The organism is Pseudoalteromonas sp. Scap06, from assembly GCF_013394165.1.
Classification (GTDB): domain Bacteria; phylum Pseudomonadota; class Gammaproteobacteria; order Enterobacterales; family Alteromonadaceae; genus Pseudoalteromonas.
In genome coordinates this window covers 3,339,829-3,360,277 of record NZ_CP041330.1, presented here as the reverse complement: position 1 = coordinate 3,360,277, position 20,449 = coordinate 3,339,829, and the positions used below count along the sequence as shown (strand labels likewise).

At 43.2% G+C, this 20,449-nt stretch carries 10 protein-coding genes and 3 rRNA genes; 9 read left to right on the top strand and 4 right to left on the bottom strand.

From position 1 onward, the window contains the following. Positions 1 to 221 precede the first annotated feature (221 nt). From FLM47_RS15480 to rrf, 4 genes are all read left to right on the top strand, one after another. Positions 222 to 2,006: a choice-of-anchor I family protein gene (locus tag FLM47_RS15480; protein WP_178956821.1), complete on the top strand. Its 1,785-nt coding sequence runs from the start codon at positions 222 to 224 to the stop codon at positions 2,004 to 2,006. 611 nt (positions 2,007 to 2,617) lie between these two features. Continuing rightward, a 16S ribosomal RNA gene (locus FLM47_RS15475) occupies positions 2,618 to 4,153 on the top strand. Between the two features lie 295 nt (positions 4,154 to 4,448). Continuing rightward, positions 4,449 to 7,333: ribosomal RNA gene (locus FLM47_RS15470) — 23S ribosomal RNA — on the top strand. A 136-nt stretch (positions 7,334 to 7,469) separates the two neighbouring features. Further along, positions 7,470 to 7,584 (top strand): 5S ribosomal RNA (gene rrf, locus FLM47_RS15465). Together the 16S, 23S and 5S rRNA genes form the textbook arrangement of a ribosomal RNA operon. 371 nt (positions 7,585 to 7,955) lie before the next feature. Here rrf and FLM47_RS15460 read toward each other — a convergent pair. The 3 genes from FLM47_RS15460 to FLM47_RS15450 form a co-directional block, all read right to left on the bottom strand. Next, positions 7,956 to 9,227, bottom strand: a complete 1,272-nt coding sequence (locus tag FLM47_RS15460) for a LysM peptidoglycan-binding domain-containing protein (RefSeq protein WP_178956820.1) — start codon at positions 9,225 to 9,227, stop codon at positions 7,956 to 7,958. 88 nt (positions 9,228 to 9,315) lie between these two features. Further along, the gene (locus tag FLM47_RS15455; protein ID WP_178956819.1) at positions 9,316 to 10,632 is read right to left on the bottom strand and encodes a PAS domain-containing sensor histidine kinase; all 1,317 of its coding nucleotides are present in this window, start codon (positions 10,630 to 10,632) and stop codon (positions 9,316 to 9,318) included. A gap of 2 nt (positions 10,633 to 10,634) precedes the next feature. Further along, the gene (locus FLM47_RS15450; RefSeq protein ID WP_178956818.1) at positions 10,635 to 12,053 is read right to left on the bottom strand and encodes a sigma-54 dependent transcriptional regulator; all 1,419 of its coding nucleotides are present in this window, start codon (positions 12,051 to 12,053) and stop codon (positions 10,635 to 10,637) included. Positions 12,054 to 12,279: 226 nt separating this feature from the next. Here FLM47_RS15450 and FLM47_RS15445 point away from each other — a divergent pair, with 226 nt between their 5' ends. The 5 genes from FLM47_RS15445 (at position 12,280) to FLM47_RS15425 (ending at position 19,713) form a co-directional block, all read left to right on the top strand. Continuing rightward, a complete protein-coding gene (locus FLM47_RS15445) occupies positions 12,280 to 13,533 on the top strand; it encodes an efflux RND transporter periplasmic adaptor subunit (protein ID WP_178956817.1) in 1,254 nt (417 codons plus the stop codon). 11 nt (positions 13,534 to 13,544) lie between these two features. Next, positions 13,545 to 14,249 (top strand): ABC transporter ATP-binding protein, encoded by a 705-nt coding sequence (locus FLM47_RS15440; RefSeq protein WP_178956816.1) that lies wholly within the window; start codon positions 13,545 to 13,547, stop codon positions 14,247 to 14,249. A gap of 1 nt (position 14,250) precedes the next feature. After that, a complete protein-coding gene (locus FLM47_RS15435) occupies positions 14,251 to 16,647 on the top strand; it encodes an ABC transporter permease (RefSeq protein WP_178956815.1) in 2,397 nt (798 codons plus the stop codon). Between the two features lie 83 nt (positions 16,648 to 16,730). After that, positions 16,731 to 19,145: an ABC transporter permease gene (locus tag FLM47_RS15430; protein WP_178956814.1), complete on the top strand. Its 2,415-nt coding sequence runs from the start codon at positions 16,731 to 16,733 to the stop codon at positions 19,143 to 19,145. A gap of 121 nt (positions 19,146 to 19,266) precedes the next feature. Further along, positions 19,267 to 19,713, top strand: a complete 447-nt coding sequence (locus FLM47_RS15425; RefSeq protein ID WP_178956813.1) for a transposase — start codon at positions 19,267 to 19,269, stop codon at positions 19,711 to 19,713. 53 nt (positions 19,714 to 19,766) lie between these two features. Here the strand turns inward: FLM47_RS15425 and FLM47_RS15420 are convergent, their stop codons facing one another. Continuing rightward, positions 19,767 to 20,294 (bottom strand): sugar O-acetyltransferase, encoded by a 528-nt coding sequence (locus tag FLM47_RS15420; RefSeq protein ID WP_178956812.1) that lies wholly within the window; start codon positions 20,292 to 20,294, stop codon positions 19,767 to 19,769. Positions 20,295 to 20,449: the final 155 nt, after the last annotated feature.

Here is a 20,449-nt window from a genome sequence, read left to right as displayed (position 1 = left end):
AATATGTAGCAGCCAGTCCATTTAAATGAGTAACAGGCCAAGCCCTATTTAAATGAGTAACAGGCCAAGCCCTATTTAAATGAGTAACAGGCCAAGCCCTATTTAAAGCGAGTTTCATAACTCGCTTTTTTATTGTCTAAATATTCTATAAATAAAAATGCCATGCTGTTGTCATCCCTGTGTGTTGATATTTAACTAATACAACACTAAGGAAAACAATAATGTTAAACAAATCAATAATAGCCCTTTCTTTGCTATCACTATTAACTGGTTGCTCACTAGATGGTGATGACGGCCAAGATGGCGCACAGGGTGTACAAGGTACAGCGGGTAATAATGGCGAAAACGGCACTAATGCAAATTCAGCTTTAAATATCAAACTTATTGGCCGCGCAGTACTCAATGCACAAAGCCCGGAAGGGGCAGCTGAAATAGTCGCCTACCAAGCCTCTAAAAAATGGATTTATGCCATTAATAGCTCTGGTGATGAAGCTGTTGTGAATATCATTCTTGCCGATACGTTCGACACCGCTGCATTAGTAAAAGATAACGAAGGTATTGTAACCGCGACCAACTTAGCCTCTGCCATTACGCTCTCACTAAATGAAAATACGCCTGGCGATGCAAACAGCATAGCTATCGATGCAAATAACCAATTATTAGCGGTAGCAATGGCTGCTACAAACTTGGGCGAAGCTGGCCAAATAGCGTTTTACAATATTGGCGGAGATACACCAGTATTTATTAAAAATGTAACAGTAGGTGCCCTACCCGACATGGTGACATTTAGCCATGATGGTGCAAAAGTAGTGGTTGCTAATGAAGGTGAACCTAATGGCGACTACAGTATCGACCCCGAAGGCACTATCAGCATTATCGATATTAATAACGGCACTATTGCCGATACTGCTATGAGCATAAACTTTCAAGCTTACAATAATAAGCAAGCAGAATTAGAAGCGCAGGGTTTAGTGTTTGCCAATCCTACTGGACGTACTATTAATGGTAATTTAATAAATACCACCGTCGCTATGGATTTAGAGCCAGAGTATGTGAGTATTTCCAAGGATAATAAATACGCCTATGTCTCTATTCAAGAAAATAACGCTCTAGCTATCATCAATCTTGAAGATAATTCCCTTGAGCTAAAAGGGCTCGGTTTTAAAGATTGGTCAAACTTACAATTTGACGCTTCAGACAAAGACGGCGGTGTTAACTTTAAATCATACCCTGGTTTATATGGCATGTATCAGCCAGATACAATTGCAAGTTTTAGTTGGAAAGGAGCCAACTTTATTGTATCTGCCAACGAGGGTGATGCACGCGAATACTTTTTTGATGCCAGCGATGAAGCTGATTGCATCGCTCAGGGCGGCCTTGATTATGACGCTAAAGATGGGTGTTTGGCATATATAGATGAAAGCCGCGTAGAAGATCTAGCTCTCGCAGCTAACTTCGATTACTTAAATAACGATGATAACGACATTGGTCGTTTGAAAGTCACTACAGTAAAAGGTGATAAAAATAATGATGGCCAATACGAATCGCTTTATGCTTATGGCGCACGGTCATTTACCATTTGGGATAGCAATGGGCTGGTGGTGTTTGACTCAGGCGATCAAATTGCACGAGTAACCGCTTCTGTTCATGGCAATGCATTCAATAATAACGAAGATGAAAATAAAGGCGATACACGCTCAGATGATAAAGGGGCAGAACCCGAAGCGCTAACATTAGGTGAGGTTGGCGATAGGTTATTTGCTTTTGTTGGCTTAGAGCGTATGGGCACAATAATGGTGTTTGATATAACCAACCCTTATGATGTGAAATTTCAAGACTACTTTTATAATCGTGGTTTAGAACCAAGTGCAGATATAAGTGGCGATCTTGCTCCTGAAGGAATGACATTTGTTCCTGCAGCGCAAAGTGCAACAAACGAAGCACTGCTTATAATCGGTAATGAAATCTCAGGCTCAATTGCCGTATGGGAAATAACAACTCAGTAATTAGTAAAGTTTTAAGTAAAAGCGATGTAGCGGTTATCTATAAATCGCTTTTACTTCCTCCCCTCTCAATAATCATGCCTTATGTGAATGCTTTTTAATCAAAAACAGCCCTGTAGCCCTTTGTTTGTATGGTTATTGTACTAAATTGAAATTAATTTAATAAAACTGAAATAAAGCATTGACCCTCTCCAGAATATCCCTATAATGCGCATCCACTGACCCGGCAGGCAGCAATGAAAAGCGCTGAACAAACGGTAAGTGAGTCGAGTAAAACTTAGCTTTCAAATCTTTAAAAGAAACTGAAAATTAAGTGTTGACAAAAAAATAGGAAAGCGTAATATGCGCAGCCCTAGCGAGATAAAGTTTAACGCTTTAATCGCAACGTTCTTTAACAATATAAAGCAATCATCTGTGTGGGCACTCGTACAGGTTGAGTTCTAACAGCCAAGCTTAGTTTACTAAGTAAGGCAAACAAATTTAGAGTCTCAATTGAAACTGAGTGACCAACAGCAATAACTACTTCGGTAGGAATTGCAGCACAGTCAATTCAATATCGAAAGATATTAAATAAATTCAGAATTCATTGAGCTGTCGAAAGACATAAAACTTTTTAATTGAAGAGTTTGATCATGGCTCAGATTGAACGCTGGCGGCAGGCCTAACACATGCAAGTCGAGCGGTAACAGAAAGTAGCTTGCTACTTTGCTGACGAGCGGCGGACGGGTGAGTAATGCTTGGGAACATGCCTTGAGGTGGGGGACAACAGTTGGAAACGACTGCTAATACCGCATAATGTCTACGGACCAAAGGGGGCTTCGGCTCTCGCCTTTAGATTGGCCCAAGTGGGATTAGCTAGTTGGTGAGGTAATGGCTCACCAAGGCGACGATCCCTAGCTGGTTTGAGAGGATGATCAGCCACACTGGGACTGAGACACGGCCCAGACTCCTACGGGAGGCAGCAGTGGGGAATATTGCACAATGGGCGCAAGCCTGATGCAGCCATGCCGCGTGTGTGAAGAAGGCCTTCGGGTTGTAAAGCACTTTCAGTCAGGAGGAAAGGTTAGTAGTTAATACCTGCTAGCTGTGACGTTACTGACAGAAGAAGCACCGGCTAACTCCGTGCCAGCAGCCGCGGTAATACGGAGGGTGCGAGCGTTAATCGGAATTACTGGGCGTAAAGCGTACGCAGGCGGTTTGTTAAGCGAGATGTGAAAGCCCCGGGCTCAACCTGGGAACTGCATTTCGAACTGGCAAACTAGAGTGTGATAGAGGGTGGTAGAATTTCAGGTGTAGCGGTGAAATGCGTAGAGATCTGAAGGAATACCGATGGCGAAGGCAGCCACCTGGGTCAACACTGACGCTCATGTACGAAAGCGTGGGGAGCAAACAGGATTAGATACCCTGGTAGTCCACGCCGTAAACGATGTCTACTAGAAGCTCGGAACCTCGGTTCTGTTTTTCAAAGCTAACGCATTAAGTAGACCGCCTGGGGAGTACGGCCGCAAGGTTAAAACTCAAATGAATTGACGGGGGCCCGCACAAGCGGTGGAGCATGTGGTTTAATTCGATGCAACGCGAAGAACCTTACCTACACTTGACATACAGAGAACTTACCAGAGATGGTTTGGTGCCTTCGGGAACTCTGATACAGGTGCTGCATGGCTGTCGTCAGCTCGTGTTGTGAGATGTTGGGTTAAGTCCCGCAACGAGCGCAACCCCTATCCTTAGTTGCTAGCAGGTAATGCTGAGAACTCTAAGGAGACTGCCGGTGATAAACCGGAGGAAGGTGGGGACGACGTCAAGTCATCATGGCCCTTACGTGTAGGGCTACACACGTGCTACAATGGCGCATACAGAGTGCTGCGAACTCGCGAGAGTAAGCGAATCACTTAAAGTGCGTCGTAGTCCGGATTGGAGTCTGCAACTCGACTCCATGAAGTCGGAATCGCTAGTAATCGCGTATCAGAATGACGCGGTGAATACGTTCCCGGGCCTTGTACACACCGCCCGTCACACCATGGGAGTGGGTTGCTCCAGAAGTAGATAGTCTAACCCTCGGGAGGACGTTTACCACGGAGTGATTCATGACTGGGGTGAAGTCGTAACAAGGTAGCCCTAGGGGAACCTGGGGCTGGATCACCTCCTTATACGATTTAGAACTTATTTGTTCGTAGTGTCCACACAGATGATTGTTAGTTAGTTTTACCCTCTGGGTTAACTAATTAATATGCTCTTTAAAAATTTGGAAAAGCTGATAATAAAATTCGTATGAATACATTGTATTTGTACAGAGTTTTCAAAAGTAAAAAAGAATGATAGCAGTATCATTCAGTGCCATTTAATAAACGTTTTACGTTTGTTGATTGGTATCTACTTTAGTATTCAATATTAACTTCTGGCGAAGTTAAACTGTCACAAAACAAAGACCCGTTTGGGTTGTATGGTTAAGTGACTAAGCGTACACGGTGGATGCCTTGGCAGTTGGAGGCGATGAAGGACGTATTAACTTGCGATAAGCCTAGTCAAGCTAGTAAAAAGCACTTGAGACTAGGATTTCCGAATGGGGAAACCCACCTGCTTGCAGGTATCGTTAACTGAATACATAGGTTAACGAGGCGAACGCGGAGAACTGAAACATCTAAGTACCCGTAGGAAAAGAAATCAACCGAGATTCCGATAGTAGCGGCGAGCGAAATCGGAACAGCCCTTAAGCTTATTATGTGTTAATGGAAGGCTCTGGAAAGTGCCACGATACAGGGTGATAGTCCCGTACATGAAAACGCATTTTAAGTGAAATCGAGTAGGTCGGAGCACGTGAAACTTTGACTGAATATAGGTGGACCATCATCTAAGGCTAAATACTCCCAACTGACCGATAGTGAACCAGTACCGTGAGGGAAAGGCGAAAAGAACCCCTGTGAGGGGAGTGAAATAGAACCTGAAACCGTGTACGTACAAGCAGTAGGAGCCCCTCGAGGGTGACTGCGTACCTTTTGTATAATGGGTCAGCGACTTATATTTTGTAGCGAGGTTAACCGATTAGGGTAGCCGTAGGGAAACCGAGTCTTAACTGGGCGAATAGTTGCAAGGTATAGACCCGAAACCCGGTGATCTAGCCATGGGCAGGTTGAAGATTGAGTAACATCAATTGGAGGACCGAACCCACTAACGTTGAAAAGTTAGGGGATGACCTGTGGTTAGGAGTGAAAGGCTAATCAAACCGGGAGATAGCTGGTTCTCCCCGAAATCTATTTAGGTAGAGCCTCGGACGAATACTTACGGGGGTAGAGCACTGTTAAGGCTAGGGGGTCATCCCGACTTACCAACCCTTTGCAAACTCCGAATACCGTAAAGTAATATCCGGGAGACACACGGCGGGTGCTAACGTCCGTCGTGAAGAGGGAAACAACCCAGACCGCCAGCTAAGGTCCCAAAGTCATAGTTAAGTGGGAAACGATGTGGAAAGGCCCAGACAGCCAGGAGGTTGGCTTAGAAGCAGCCATCCTTTAAAGAAAGCGTAATAGCTCACTGGTCGAGTCGGTCTGCGCGGAAGATGTAACGGGGCTAAACTATGCACCGAAGCTGCGGATTCAGAATTTATTCTGAGTGGTAGGGGAGCGTTCTGTAAGCGGTTGAAGGTGTACCGGGAGGTATGCTGGACGTATCAGAAGTGCGAATGCTGACATGAGTAACGATAATGCGGGTGAAAAACCCGCACGCCGGAAGACCAAGGGTTCCTATCCCATGTTAATCAGGGTAGGGTAAGTCGACCCCTAAGGCGAGGCCGAAAGGCGTAGTCGATGGGAAACGGATTAATATTTCCGTACTTGGTATAATTGCGATGGGGGGACGGAGCAGGCTAAGCAAGCATGGCGATGGTAGTCCATGTGAAAGTGTGTAGGCTAGTGACTTAGGTAAATCCGGGTTGCTGTTAGGCTGAGACACGAGACGAGTCACTACGGTGATGAAGTTGCTGATGCCATACTTCCAGGAAAAGCCTCTAAGCTTCAGATTATACCGAATCGTACCCCAAACCGACACAGGTGGTCAGGTAGAGAATACTAAGGCGCTTGAGAGAACTCGGGTGAAGGAACTAGGCAAAATCGTACCGTAACTTCGGGAGAAGGTACGCTCCGATTGGTGATGAGACTTGCTCTCTAAGCTGATTGGAGCCGCAGTGACCAGGTGGCTGGGACTGTTTATTAAAAACACAGCACTGTGCAAAATCGCAAGATGACGTATACGGTGTGACACCTGCCCGGTGCCGGAAGGTTAATTGATGGGGTTATCTTCGGAGAAGCTCTTGATCGAAGCCCCGGTAAACGGCGGCCGTAACTATAACGGTCCTAAGGTAGCGAAATTCCTTGTCGGGTAAGTTCCGACCTGCACGAATGGTGTAACCATGGCCACGCTGTCTCCACCCGAGACTCAGTGAAATTGAAATCGCAGTGAAGATGCTGTGTACCCGCGGCTAGACGGAAAGACCCCGTGAACCTTTACTACAGCTTGGCACTGAACATTGAACCTACATGTGTAGGATAGGTGGGAGACTTTGAAGCAGAGACGCTAGTTTTTGTGGAGTCGTCCTTGAAATACCACCCTTGTAGTTTTGATGTTCTAACGTTGGCCCCTGAATCGGGGTTACGGACAGTGCCTGGTGGGTAGTTTGACTGGGGCGGTCTCCTCCCAAAGAGTAACGGAGGAGCACGAAGGTTGGCTAAGTACGGTCGGACATCGTACGGTTAGTGTAATGGTAGAAGCCAGCTTAACTGCGAGACAGACACGTCGAGCAGGTACGAAAGTAGGTCATAGTGATCCGGTGGTTCTGAATGGAAGGGCCATCGCTCAACGGATAAAAGGTACTCCGGGGATAACAGGCTGATACCGCCCAAGAGTTCATATCGACGGCGGTGTTTGGCACCTCGATGTCGGCTCATCACATCCTGGGGCTGAAGTCGGTCCCAAGGGTATGGCTGTTCGCCATTTAAAGTGGTACGCGAGCTGGGTTTAGAACGTCGTGAGACAGTTCGGTCCCTATCTGCCGTGGGCGTTTGAGAATTGAGAGGGGTTGCTCCTAGTACGAGAGGACCGGAGTGAACGAACCGCTGGTGTTCGGGTTGTCATGCCAATGGCATTGCCCGGTAGCTACGTTCGGAACTGATAAGCGCTGAAAGCATCTAAGCGCGAAGCAGGCCTCGAGATGAGTTCTCACTAGACTTTTAAAGTCTCTGAAGGGCCGTTGAAGACTACAACGTTGATAGGCAAGATGTGGAAGTGGTGTGAGCCATTAAGCTAACTTGTACTAATTACCCGTGAGGCTTAACCATACAACGCCAAACGCGTTTTATGTGATAGTGAAACAAGCGAAGAAGTTAATAGACTAAAGTAGATTACTGAAAACATTTTATTATCAGAATTCCAAATTTTAGTAAGCTCGATTAAATCGAACTTACACCAAATTTGCTTGGTGACAATAGCGTTTTGGACCCACCTGACCCCATGCCGAACTCAGTAGTGAAACGAAACAGCGCCGATGATAGTGTAGCATTTGTTATGTGAAAGTAGGTCATTACCAGGCTCCAAATAAGAGAAAGCCCGATTCGAAAGAGTCGGGCTTTTTTACGTCTGCAGGAAAGTGAAAGTATCAGCCGTCAGCTATCAGCTGCACAGCGTAAATCTGACCACCGTAGCGTGGGTTGAGTATCTAGAACCCCGGGGCAAAATAACGCAACGTTAACCTCAGAGCCAACGCATCCCATTAAAAACATAAATGTACCTTGCTATGTGGCTCTCTAGCGCTGTAGGCACTACGATATTCTACTGCGTGGTCACTACGAAGGAACGCGCCGACGGCAAATATGTGCAAGATCGAATCTAAATTTAGGTCTTTTGAAGGGTGTATGGGCTGATAAAGTCATCAGTCCATATATTTAATAATCAGCGAGGTAGTTAGCTATTAGACAAGAATACAGTAAGTTTTTTACCTATTTTTAAGTGGTCGCTCGAAAGGTTATTCCATTGTTTGAGTTTATTAATACTTACTTTGTAATACTTAGCGATTTTCCATAAACTTTCGCCTGATTTAACCTGATGTTCAATTTGGGTATCGGCTAATTGAGGGAGCACAAGCTTTTGGCCAATTCTAATGGTGTTACTTTTTAGATCGTTAAACGCTTTGAGTTGGCTAATACCCACTTTGTAGCGTTTCGCTATAACACTTAAGCTATCGCCACGTTTTACTGTGTAGTGTTGCCACTGACTATAATCATTGGAATCAAGATTAGCGAGCATGTTTTTAAATTGTGTTTGTTCAGCAACTGGAACAACAATGTGGGGTGCATCAATAATGGCAGGAAAGCGGATCACACCATGGTTTAAAGATTCAAGTTGCTGCCATTGCTTTTGGTTATCTAAAATAACAGCGCCATCAATAGGTAATACTGCAATTGTTGGGCTGTTTGAAATTGCAGGAAAAGCCATTTTTTGGCTTTTTAATAATTGTGCCGCAGCTAGTAATTTTGGCACGTACTGACTGGTTTGTTTGGGCAGTTTTAAATTAAAAAAATCAGTGGGCTTACCCTGCTTTTTATTACTTCTGATGGCTCGTTGTACACGGCCTTCACCTACGTTATAAGCCGCAATTGCATGATACCAATTGCCATCAAAGCGCTTGTGTAAATACTCCATAAAATCCAGCGCAGCTCGGGTACTGTCTACTAAGTCTTGACGCCCGTCATACCAAGGTGATATTTGCACTTTAAAATATTTAGCAATAGCAGGCGTTAGTTGCCACAACCCAGAGGCATGTTTATGTGAGTACGCACTGGCATCAAAGTCACTTTCAATCAACGGCATTAATGCCAACTCAATGGGTAACCCGCGTTTTTCGACTTCGTTTACAATATAGTAAAGGTAAGGCTCAGCACGGCGGCTAATTTCATCCATATAATTTGGATGAGTTAAATACCATGCAATGCGTTTTTGCACCGCCGGGTGGCTGGAATCAGCAAATGACAGCTGCGCCCTAATACGTTGCCATACATCATCAGGTTCTTTTGTGGTGAGTGGAGCTATTTGTGCAATATCTTCGTGCTGTTCACTAACAATTGTTTTGGGGTTAGCCTTAATTTCAGGGGGGGATGTTGGTGTATCGGTTGTGGTTTCACAGCCGGATAAAATAAACACTAATGGCAAAATGCGGATAAATCGATTTGAGAACACGTACTAAACTACTCCGAAAATATAAATGTGGCTAACCTAAAGCTGTTTAGCTTAACATAGGGTGAGCTAAAAATGACCGTCAAATGAATTAACCAAACACACACCTAAAACAGGCGCCTTGTGGTTTTGGTACATAAATTAAATCACCACCGTGGTTGAGCATTATTTGCCGAGAGAGGCTAAGGCCAATGCCGGAGCCTTGTTGCTTGGTGGTAAAAAATGGCACGAAGATCATATCTATCACATGCTCACTGATACCTGGGCCGTTGTCGTTGATTTCTATATAAAGTTGTTGGCTAGCGTTTTGCGCCAAGCTGATTTTGACCCTTGCTTGAGTGGCATTCTCAGTACTGTACTTTTGGTTACTCTTTAGTACTTCAAGTGCATTTTTTATTAAGTTTACTAATACTTGCTCTATTTGACTGCTATCAAGCATCACTAATTGCTGGCTTTGAATTGTAAGCTCTATATCTATTTGCAGTTCACGGGCTTGTTGTTGATGTAAAGCGACAATATGCGTTAGCATATCGGCTAAATTTTTAGGTGCTAAATTAGGTTTAGGTAAGCTACTAACTTGGCGAAAGCGAGCAATAAAATCACCTAAATGAGCGGTTCTTGATGCTAACGTGCTTAGTGCAAGCTGTAAGTCTTGTTTATCTTCAAGCTCATTAAAACATAATGCTTGTGGCAGCAAATTACTGCAGGTATCAGCTAGTGATGATAGTGGCGTAATAGAGTTGGCAATTTCGTGAGTGAGCACTTTAGTTAAGCGTTTATATGCTTGTTGTTCTTTAAGTTGTAATTGGTCGTGAATTGATTGTAAGCTCACTACACGGCGAACCCTCCCTTGTATTTCGGCGATACTCAGTTGAATTGATAGGGTGTCGTGCTGCTCGCCATTTTGCCAGTAGGTGGTGCTGCGGATATTGTGTTCGGCGTTTAAAATTAACTCTCCAACAGCGCCTAACTCATGTAAATTTTGGAAGCTTTTACCTAGTAACTTACTAACGGCTGGGTTTGATTCGATCACCTCGCCGTTGTCATCACATACCATAACGGCTAAATCAACATGGATGAGCAAAGCTTGTAAAAACTGAGCTTGTTGCTCGGCATTAAAGCGCGCTGTTTGCATTTGTGCTTTTACTTGCTCAAATTGCTTAAGCATTGGGTGTTGCTGACCAAGCCCTAATGTACTGTCGCCATTAGCTAAAGCGCGGATCACCATTTCAGCTTGTTTTTGTTGGCGCTTAAACAGCGTAAAAATATGCGCTATTAGCGCCGCTGCGACTAGCATCATTAATAATGTCGTCGCTGAAAAACCATGCTTTTGCAATACATAGCTAAGCAACGCACTAACACTTATAAGTGCGATAATATTAAATGAAAGTAATAAATTAGCTCGCATGATTATAGCCCGTACTTTTCAAGGCGGCGGTACATGGCACCACGGGTTAAACCCAGTGCTTTGGCTGCATGACTCACATTACCTTGATGGTGCTTAAGTGCTGCGCGAACTGTGCGTTGTTCGAGTATGTCTAAATCAAAGGTGTCGTACTGTAGCTGATTGTTTATATCCTCTGTACTTTGACTCGCAGAATGAGCGCTAGGTGCTGCGCTATTACCTACAACTGAGGTTATATCGAGTGTATCCCCTTCAGTTAATATAACCGCACGCTCTATAGCGTGAGCCAATTCACGTACATTACCTGGCCACGCGTATTGGCAAAGCGCACTCATATCATCATCGCTAATGGTTAAGCTGCGTTTATATTTTTGCGCAAAGTGTTTTAGGTAGTAATTAGCTAATAATGGAATGTCATCGCTGCGCTCCCGTAATGCCGGAAGGCGAATTTCAACGGTGTTTATCCGATACAATAAATCTTGACGAAAACGCCCCTCTGCGACGGCTTGATCAAGGTTGTCGTTAGTGGCGCAAATAAGGCGAATATCTATATCAACGGCTTTACTGCTGCCAACGGGCGTTATTTGTCTATTTTGCAGTGCAGCCAGTAATTTGGCTTGATGCTCTAAGGGTAAATTACCCAGTTCATCTAAAAATAAACTGCCACCGTGGGCAAGCTCAAATTTACCAATTCGATCGCTTTTTGCATCGGTAAACGCGCCTTTTTTGTGGCCGAAAAGTTCGCTTTCAAATAAATTCTGCGCCACCGCACCCATGTCTAAACTCATAAATGTTTGATTATGGCGCATACTTGCTTGATGAATGGCGTTTGCGGTCAACTCCTTCCCTGTGCCACTTTCACCGGTTATTAATATGTTGGCATCAGTTTGAGCTGCTTTTTCTATGGTGCTAAACACCTGTTGCATCGCATTGCTTTGACCTAAAAACTCAAAGTTAGGCGTGTTTAAGGCTTGGTTTAACCCTTGTTTTTGCCGCGTTAATTTGCCCACTTGCTGTTTGTCTTTTGCGTGTGAAAATGCAGCGGCGACTGCGCCAAGTAATTGCTCGTTTTGCCAAGGCTTGGCAATAAAATCAGAGGCCCCCGCTTTAATTGCATCTACGGCTAATTGAATATCGCCGTAAGCGGTCATTAATAAAACAACGATATTAGCGTCTTGTTCGATAATTTTTTTCAACCAATAAAAGCCTTCTTTGCCACTGATTGAGTCTTGGGTAAAGTTCATATCAAGCAGTATTACGTCAACGGGCTGCTCGAGCTTGCGTTGCTCGTTAATGATGCCTGCAATGTCAAATGGATTGTCTGTGGCTTTAACACTTTGATAATGCTGTTTTAGTAATAAACGTGCTGCAATGAGAATGTCTGGGTTGTCATCAACAATTAGAAGAGAGCCTGTGTGTTTCATGTTTTTTATTTTTATAGAGTTTTATTTAGCCTAAAACAAAAAGGGGACAGTGTCCATAAATGGACGTTCATAAGATAATAAAGTGTTCTATAAATGGACACTATAATTAGTTTAAAAACTTAATTTGCAATTAAGCTATTGATTTTATTGGTTAATTAAAGTTGGCACACGCTTTGTAATAACAATAAGTAATTAGTTAAATTAAACCTGTATCAAGGTAGTCGACATGGACAAAAAAATAGAACGCTCATTTACGCAAAAGTATTTTAAAAAATTTACTTTTGCAGCTCTTACTTTAGGTGTTGTTGCGGCTGCATATGGTTATACGCAAAGCAGTGATACGGGCCGTAGCCAAAATATCGAGCGTAGTGGCTTAACGGTTAGCACGGTTAAACAAGGTGCCTTTAAAGATGCCTTAAGCTTACGCGGTCAAGTTGTGCCAAAAACCAGTATTTATCTCGATACCATTGCTGGTGGTCAAGTGGAAGAGCGATTAGTCGAGCAAGGTGAATATGTTGAGAAAGGCCAACCGCTCGTGCGCTTAAGCAACACTAACTTACAACTTGATGTAATGAGCCGTGAAGCACAAGTTACCGAGCAGCTTAACTTTTTACGTAATACGCAAATGACCATGGAAACCAGCCGGTTAAACTTACGCCGTGACTTATTAGAAATCGAATTAAAAATTACCCATTTAACACGTAGATTAAAACAAACTAAACCTTTGGTTAAAAGTGGCGTATTGGCGCAAGACCAACTAGCTGAGCTTGAAGAAGATTTAAATTATTACCAAGCCCGTAAAGAGCTCACCCTTGAGCGCCAAAAGCAAGAAAATTCAATCCGTGAGGTGCAAGTGGCGCAGTTGTCAGACAGCGCTAAAATGCTCGAAAAAAATCTGCAATTTGCGCGTCGAAATCTCGACGACTTATTAATCAAAGCGCCTGTTTCAGGTTATTTAAGCGAACTTGATGTGGAAATTGGCGAATCTAAAAACAGTGGTGCGCGGTTAGGCCAAATAGATATTCCTAATGAATATAAATTAGTGGTGCGCATGGATGAATTTTATTTAAACCAAGTGCAGCGTGACATGGCGGTAATGATTGAGCTAGAAAGCGGCACGGTGAATGCAAAAGTGAGCAAAATCGATAGCCGCGTACAGCAGTCACAATTTCAAGTAGAAGTGGACCTACCCAGTAACACTAAAAGCATTAAGCGCGGCCAAAGCATTGATATTGAGTTAATGCTAGGGGATGACAATAACAATGCCTTACTACTTAAACGCGGGGCTTTTTTTACTAACTCGGGCGGTAACTGGGTTTATGTAATCGAGCAAGGCGGTGATAAAGCAGTGCGCCGTGATATCCGCCTAGGCAAAAAGAATCAACACTATTTTGAAGTGCTTGAAGGGCTAAACGCTGGGGATAAAGTGATTACCTCTAGCTACAGCAACTTTGACAAAGCACAGCAACTACAATTTTAAGGATAATAACAATGATCAAACTAACTAATTTAAGCCGCGTATTTCGTACTCAAGATGTTGAAACAACAGCGCTGAGTAATATTAACTTAACCGTAAACGAAGGTGACTTTTTAGCGATTATGGGGCCATCTGGCTGTGGTAAGTCAACGCTGCTTTCTATTTTGGGTATGCTTGATTCACCGACCTCAGGCAACTTTGATTTTGCGGGAACTGACATTGCAGGCTATAGCGAAAAGCAACTAGCAGAGCTACGTAAAGAATCAATTGGCTTTGTATTTCAAAGCTTTAACCTGATTGATGAGCTAACAGTTTATGAAAACGTAGAGTTGCCATTGCAGTATCAAAAAATATCAAAAAGTGAGCGTAAGCAACGCGTAGAAACCATTTTAAAGCGCGTGGGTATTGATCACCGCGGCGAGCATTTACCACAGCAACTGTCGGGTGGTCAGCAGCAGCGGGTAGCCGTTGCGCGTGCATTAGTGATTAATCCCAAGCTAATTTTAGCCGATGAGCCAACCGGTAACCTCGATTCTAAAAACGGTGATGAAGTGATGGCGATGCTACGCGAATTAAACCGCGAGGGCACCACGGTTATTATGGTGACTCACTCAGAAAAAGAGGGTGCCTATGCTGATCGTTTAGTGCGCCTATTGGATGGCCAAGTGATGCTTGATAAAGCAAATATTGTGCAGCAAGCCGTTGTTGAGGTTGCTTAATATGTTTATTAATTATTTAGTCACTGCTTTAAGATCATTTAAGCAACAAAAACAGCATTTTATCCTAAACCTTTTAGGGCTAAGTATCGGCTTAGCTGCGGCAATTTTAGTGGCACTATTTGCACAAAACGAGTTGTCATACGATAGTCAGCAGCCTCACGCTGAACGTGTTTACCGTGTAGGCCAAGATTACTCAAAGTTGGGCTTATCAGTCATTCCTATTTTTAATTATTCTCAAGCGGCAAAAGCCACTGAATATAGCCAAGTAGAAGAAGTGTTTGGTTTGACGATGGTATCGTGGACCAGAGAGGCGATGGTTGACGTGCAGTACCTGGATCAGGGTTTTAAACTTAATGACTTGTATGGGGCAACGCCAAATATTGAGAACTTTATCAATATAAACACATTGGCAGGGGATTTAAAAAATGCAATGAGTACACCTGAGAGCTTGGCTCTAAGTGAATCTGAAGCACTGCGTATTTTCGGTACAATAAATGTTATTGGTAACACGTTACAGCACGAACAAGGGCAATATACTGTACGGGCGGTGTTTGCAGATTTACCAAGCAATACTCACTTTGCATTTAAAAACCTCGTATATGTAAAACATGATCCAAATAACCTGATGGTTAATAGCAGTTATGTTTATATGCGTTTGGCGCCGCAAGCAGATCCAAAAGCACTCGCTGATACACTGTCTAAACAGTACTTCAATGGGCAAATGGCGGGTCAAGTTGCCATTGAGTTACACCCATTACTAGACTTACATTTAACAGCAAAATCGCCATTTGAAATGAAAGCAGGCGGCGCAAAGCAAGTTGTAACGATTTGTGCAGGGTTGAGCGTGTTACTTATTTTGATTGCTGGCTTTAACTTTATCAATATGACGGTGGCACAGTCTGCAAAGCGCGCCAAAGAAGTAGGGGTGCGCAAAGCACTTGGCGCAAGTAAGCTGCAGTTAGTAACACAGTTTTTAGCTGAATCTACTTTGGTTGCTCTATTGTCGATGATTATTGCTTGTGTGTTAGTGGAACTGTTATTGCCAAGCTTTAACCAGCTGGTCGATCGTGAACTGATAGTGAGTTATTTTTCAGCCTTTGGTTTGGGCATTATGGCTGTTGTTATTGCTGTAGGCATACTTGCAGGTTTGTACCCGGCATTGTTTATCTCATCATTTAGCGCAAAACGAGTGTTAAGTGGCGATTTACAACGCGGTAATACGGCCATTTGGGTACGTAAATGTTTATTGACCTTGCAAGCTTCATTAGCAATCGGTTTGATCATTGCATCGGTTACGTTGTTAAAACAATTATCTCATTTACAAAGCCTTCCTTTAGGCTATCAAACGCAGCAACGCTTAGTGGTTTCAGAGTTGCCGGTGCAATCGGTATTTACGCAGCAGCCTAGCGCACTAATTAATCGCTTGACGGCTATAGATGGTGTAGAGCAAGCAACGATTATTGATACTCGTTTAACCGTTTCAATTAATAATACATTACAGCCTACTTGGCCCAATGGTGAATTTTCAGGTGGAATAACCCCTGTGATAGGTTCTGGTTTTGATGTTGTAAAAGGGCTAGGCTTTACGCTTATTGCTGGTAGAGACTTTAGCCGTGAGTTTTCCTCAGACTGGGCGACGCGAGCAAATGGGGTTACAACAGTAGGTACAATTATTACAGAAACCGTTGCCAAGCAGGCAGGTTATAGCAATATGGCTGATATTGTTGGACAAACAATTAAAGACACAGGGCGTAATGTGGATATGCGAGTTGTTGGTGTTGTAAAAGATGTAAAGGTTGGTAATGCACAAGATGCGAATTCTAACATTATGTTTTTATGTGGCTTTAACTATTTAGCACCAGTATCTGAAGTGATTTTAACCGTGAACGTACAAAACCTCCCTGCTATAAAACAGGCAGTGATCACAGCTTTAGCTGAAGTGTCTAATATTTATGAGCCAAAAATAAACCTGCTAGCTGAAAACTATAAAGCGGTATTAAAAGGTGATGAGCGTGTTTCTCTTGTCGTACTTATATTTACTGGCCTTGCAGTGTTCTTAACTTGCTTAGGTACTTTTGGTTTAGCTTCATTTGCCACGATTCGTCGCCAAAAAGAAGTCGCTGTACGCAAAGTGCTGGGTGCATCACGCATCAGTATTATGAATCTACTGGCAAAAGAGTTTTTAATTTTAGTGCTTGGCAGTGTAGCAATCGCATACCCGCTAACTTATTGGCTGGTGGGTGACTGGCTCGCAAACTTTAACGAGCGGGTTGATCAAGCGCTATGGGTTTATTTGGTTGCAGCTTTGAGTGTTGCTGCGATCACTTGGCTGACGGTTGCAAGCATCGCCTTTAAAGCTGCCAGTACGAGACCGTCGCTTACTTTACGTTATGAATAAATAAAGTTTATTAGCCAAAGCTATAGCCTGTCGGTGTAACCGGTAGGCCGTTTGGGGTGAGAACAAGGTCTTATAGGTTAGGTATGTTGATATCACATGTAACAACAGCGTTTCGAGTATTTAAGCAATATAAGCTGTATTCGTTATTGAATGTTTTTGGGTTAAGTATTGGTCTTGCCGCAGCTCTGTTAGTGACGTTATTCGCAGAGTATGAATTGTCGTTTGATGAAATGCAGCCCGATCACCAGCAAGTTTATCGTTTGCATGTTGATGTAAAGGTGCCGGGCTTAGAAGAGATCCCATTAACGGTTGTAAGCATTGCGCAAACAGTGTCTTCACGTAGTGATGTAAGCAACTTATTGGTGCTGGCAGATGTGGTCGATAGTGATTTATTTACTGATCATATTAAAGTGGCTGGGCAAGCGTTTAAGCTGCGAAATGTATATGGCACTTCGGCCAATTTACGTGATTTTATTCATCTTGATGTGATAGCTGGCAATCTTGAACAAGCGCTCTCAGAGCCCAATCAAATCGCCTTTAGTGCAAGTGAGGCTGTAAGGTTATTCGGCAGTGTTAGCAATGCGTTCGAGCAAACCTTATTGATGGGCGAGAGAAGTGTCACTGTGAGTGCTGTTTTTAATGACTTACCCGATAATAGCCACTTTTTGTTTCATGCTTTAGTGTCTGTTGATTTCACCGAACATAACGATATATCGAGTTATGTTTATCTAAAAACTGAGCAAGGAGCTGATTTAAAAGGCATAGAAAAGCAGTTAGCTAGAAGTCTTATTGAAAAATATCAATTAAAGAATAGCCAGCTTGAATATCGTTTAGTGTCGATGCGAGACGTGTATTTTAAAGCCCATTCTCCCTTTGAATTTAAACCTGGCGGGTCGGCTTTTTTAGTGAACTTGAGCCTGGTATTGAGCGTGTTACTACTCGCCATTGCCGCAGCCAATTACATTAATATTGCGGTATCGCAATTGTTGTATCGCAGCAAAGAAATTGCTATGCGAAAAATGCTGGGGGCGAGTAAGCGACAATTAATTCTGCAATTTTTGTTAGAAGCTTTGCTAATGCTGGCCTTTGCTACGGTGTTAGCGTTGTGTTGGGTTGAGGTGTTATTACCAAGCTTTAGTGACTTTGCAAACCGCCCATTACAGCTAGTTTGGGATTGGTCACAATTGCTAGCTGTATTGGGGTTGATACTTTTATTGGCTTTTGTATCAGGTGTTTACCCAGCTTTATGTGTAGAACGCGCTCCGCTTAAAAGTTTACTTGCAGGGCAATTGCAAACAGGTCAGATTCTGCGTAAAGGCTTGTTAGTATTTCAAGCAGCCATGGCAATGGCTTTAATTGTTTGTACGTTAGTGAGCTTGCAACAGTTAACGTTCTTGCAAAGCTTAGCGGTTGGTTATGATGTGACGGATCGCATTGTGATACACGATTTAAGTAGCAAGCAATTGATGGCAAAAGAGCATGCGATACTCAATGAGATCCGTGCACTGCCCGGTGTCGTGCAAGTGACCACTACAGACACAGATTTAACCGATAGCATCCTAGAAAGTTTTTACTTCCGTTGGCCAAACGGCTATGAAGAAAGCGAACTGCCACCGACTATTGGCACAGGTTTTCATGCCGTGGAAACCTTGGGTCTGACACTACTTGCTGGCCGAGATTTTTCACCACAATTTCAAAGCGATTGGTTGCATTATGTCAATGAGGAGTCAAATACGCAGCAGGGCGAGGATACGCCTCAAGCAATGGCCATTTTGGTGACCGAACAAATGGCAAAACGCGCTGGCTATGAGAGTGTGAGTGAGGTAGTGGGGCTGCAAGTTCAGGGGCTTTACCGCAACATCAATGCTATCATCGTTGGTGTGATAAAAGACATTAAAGTGGGCTCGGCAAAAGACGATTGGCTGCCTGTGTCATTTTCAGCAGGGTATAGCTCACAATCAACCGTTAGATTGGTGGTAAGCACCGAGCAAGCAAACTTTCCTCAATTATTGAGTCAGCTACGCCAGCTTTTAAAACAGTTTAATTTAACTGCCAACCCGCAATTTAGCCTAATGCTGCAAGACTTAGCCAAGGTTTATCGCGTCGAGCATGACTTGTTTGTGCTTATTCGAAATTTCTCTGTGCTGGCCATGTTTTTAAGTTGCTTAGGTTTATTTGGACTAGCGGCATTTGCAGCGAAACGTCAGCAAAAGCAATTAGCCATGCGAAAAGTATTGGGCGCAACCCGTTTAAATTTAGTTAATCTACTTGCCCGTGAGTTTTTAATCATAGTGTTCGCAGCGGCAGCAATTGCTTTACCTCTAGCTTATTGGCTAATGGATAACTGGTTGCAAGGTTTTAACGACCGTATTGAGCAAACCATTTGGGTATATTGCTTGGCAGGCCTCATTGTGGGTGCGTTTACTTGGCTAACCGTTGCCAGTCTTGCCTTTAAAGCCGCCAGTACACGGCCATCGCTTGTTTTACGCGATGATTAGATAAGCAAACGATGTCGCCATAAATGATGACCTACAGGTGTGTATTGAGGTGATGTAGGGCGTGCTTTAGCGCGTAAATAGGCTATATTTTATTTCTGCTTTAGAAAAAGGAATTTACTAAATGAGCTGGAGTAACTTAAAGAAAGGGCGTGTATCAATTCAATCAGGCGAATACTTCATTACATTTACATGCCACCGCAGAGAAGGGATATTTAGTAATTTCGATCATGCTAATATCTTTTGTAGATGCATTGCGAGTAATGAGCTCAAGTATCAATGCCGTTGGTTAACTTGGGTTTTAATGCCTGATCATTTCCATGGTTTGTTGCAGCTTAAAAACAGTGAATTAGGGGTTGTAGTGGGTCACTTAAAAGGCGCATCAGTTCGAGAAGTTAATAAAGTACGGGATTTAAATCAGCCTGTATGGCAAAGAGCGTATTATGATCATGCGCTGCGAGAAGAAGAAAATAGGATTGAAATAGCAAGGTACATTGCTGCAAATCCTTTGAGGCGCAAGTTGGTCACTAGAATTGGTGACTATCCGTATTGGGATTCAGTATATTTGTAAATTTAATATCGCAGGGGGTTGTCGCCGTAAACGACGACCTATGATATAACTCTTTAAATATCTTTAATTTTTATCGCGGGGTTACCGACAACAACAGTGTTCGCAGCCACACTTTTGGTTACTACTGACCCTGCGCCCACAACAGCGTTATCGCCAATTGTAACGCCAGCTAACACAATAACTCCCGCGCCAATCCACACATTATTACCGATAGTAATCGGTGCAGTAAAGTTCTCCTTCTTGAGCCGCTCTGTAGGGTTAATCGCATGCGAGACTGCCAGTAGCTGAACATTCGGGCCGATTAAACAATCGTCGCCAATGCTTATAGCTCCTTCATTAATTGGCGCATCTAACACAGTGCAGTTAATGTTTATAAAAGTACGATCACCAATTTGTATTTGTGAGCCATAATCACAATGAAAGCCTGCTTCAATAATGACGCCCGAACCGGAGTTAGCAAACAGTCCTGTTATGCGTTTTAAGTTACCTTTACTTGGGCTTTTATTAAATAAGCGGCAAATTTCGTGCACAGCTTTACGCTGCGCTAGATTCTCTTTACTAATACTATTAAATGACTGCATATCAATTTTGTTTAACTTAAATAATGGTGTCTAGCTTAACCTACTTTAAGCATGATGATAATTTGAATAAAACTGTGCTTTTTTTACGCATTCACTTGCCATTTTATTAGTTTCGTTTAAAATCTACTAACTTTCGAAACGAAACTTAATTGTAA

Bases quoted from the DNA above. Each gene is read 5' to 3' on its own strand.
- FLM47_RS15480 (WP_178956821.1), top strand. From the start codon at position 222: ATGTTAAACAAATCAATAATAGCCCTTTCTTTGCTATCACTATTAACT.
- FLM47_RS15455 (WP_178956819.1), bottom strand. From the start codon at position 10,632: ATGCGAGCTAATTTATTACTTTCATTTAATATTATCGCACTTATAAGT.
- FLM47_RS15450 (WP_178956818.1), bottom strand. From the start codon at position 12,053: ATGAAACACACAGGCTCTCTTCTAATTGTTGATGACAACCCAGACATT.
- FLM47_RS15445 (WP_178956817.1), top strand. From the start codon at position 12,280: ATGGACAAAAAAATAGAACGCTCATTTACGCAAAAGTATTTTAAAAAA.
- FLM47_RS15440 (WP_178956816.1), top strand. From the start codon at position 13,545: ATGATCAAACTAACTAATTTAAGCCGCGTATTTCGTACTCAAGATGTT.
- FLM47_RS15435 (WP_178956815.1), top strand. From the start codon at position 14,251: ATGTTTATTAATTATTTAGTCACTGCTTTAAGATCATTTAAGCAACAA.
- FLM47_RS15430 (WP_178956814.1), top strand. From the start codon at position 16,731: ATGTTGATATCACATGTAACAACAGCGTTTCGAGTATTTAAGCAATAT.
- FLM47_RS15425 (WP_178956813.1), top strand. From the start codon at position 19,267: ATGAGCTGGAGTAACTTAAAGAAAGGGCGTGTATCAATTCAATCAGGC.
- FLM47_RS15420 (WP_178956812.1), bottom strand. From the start codon at position 20,294: ATGCAGTCATTTAATAGTATTAGTAAAGAGAATCTAGCGCAGCGTAAA.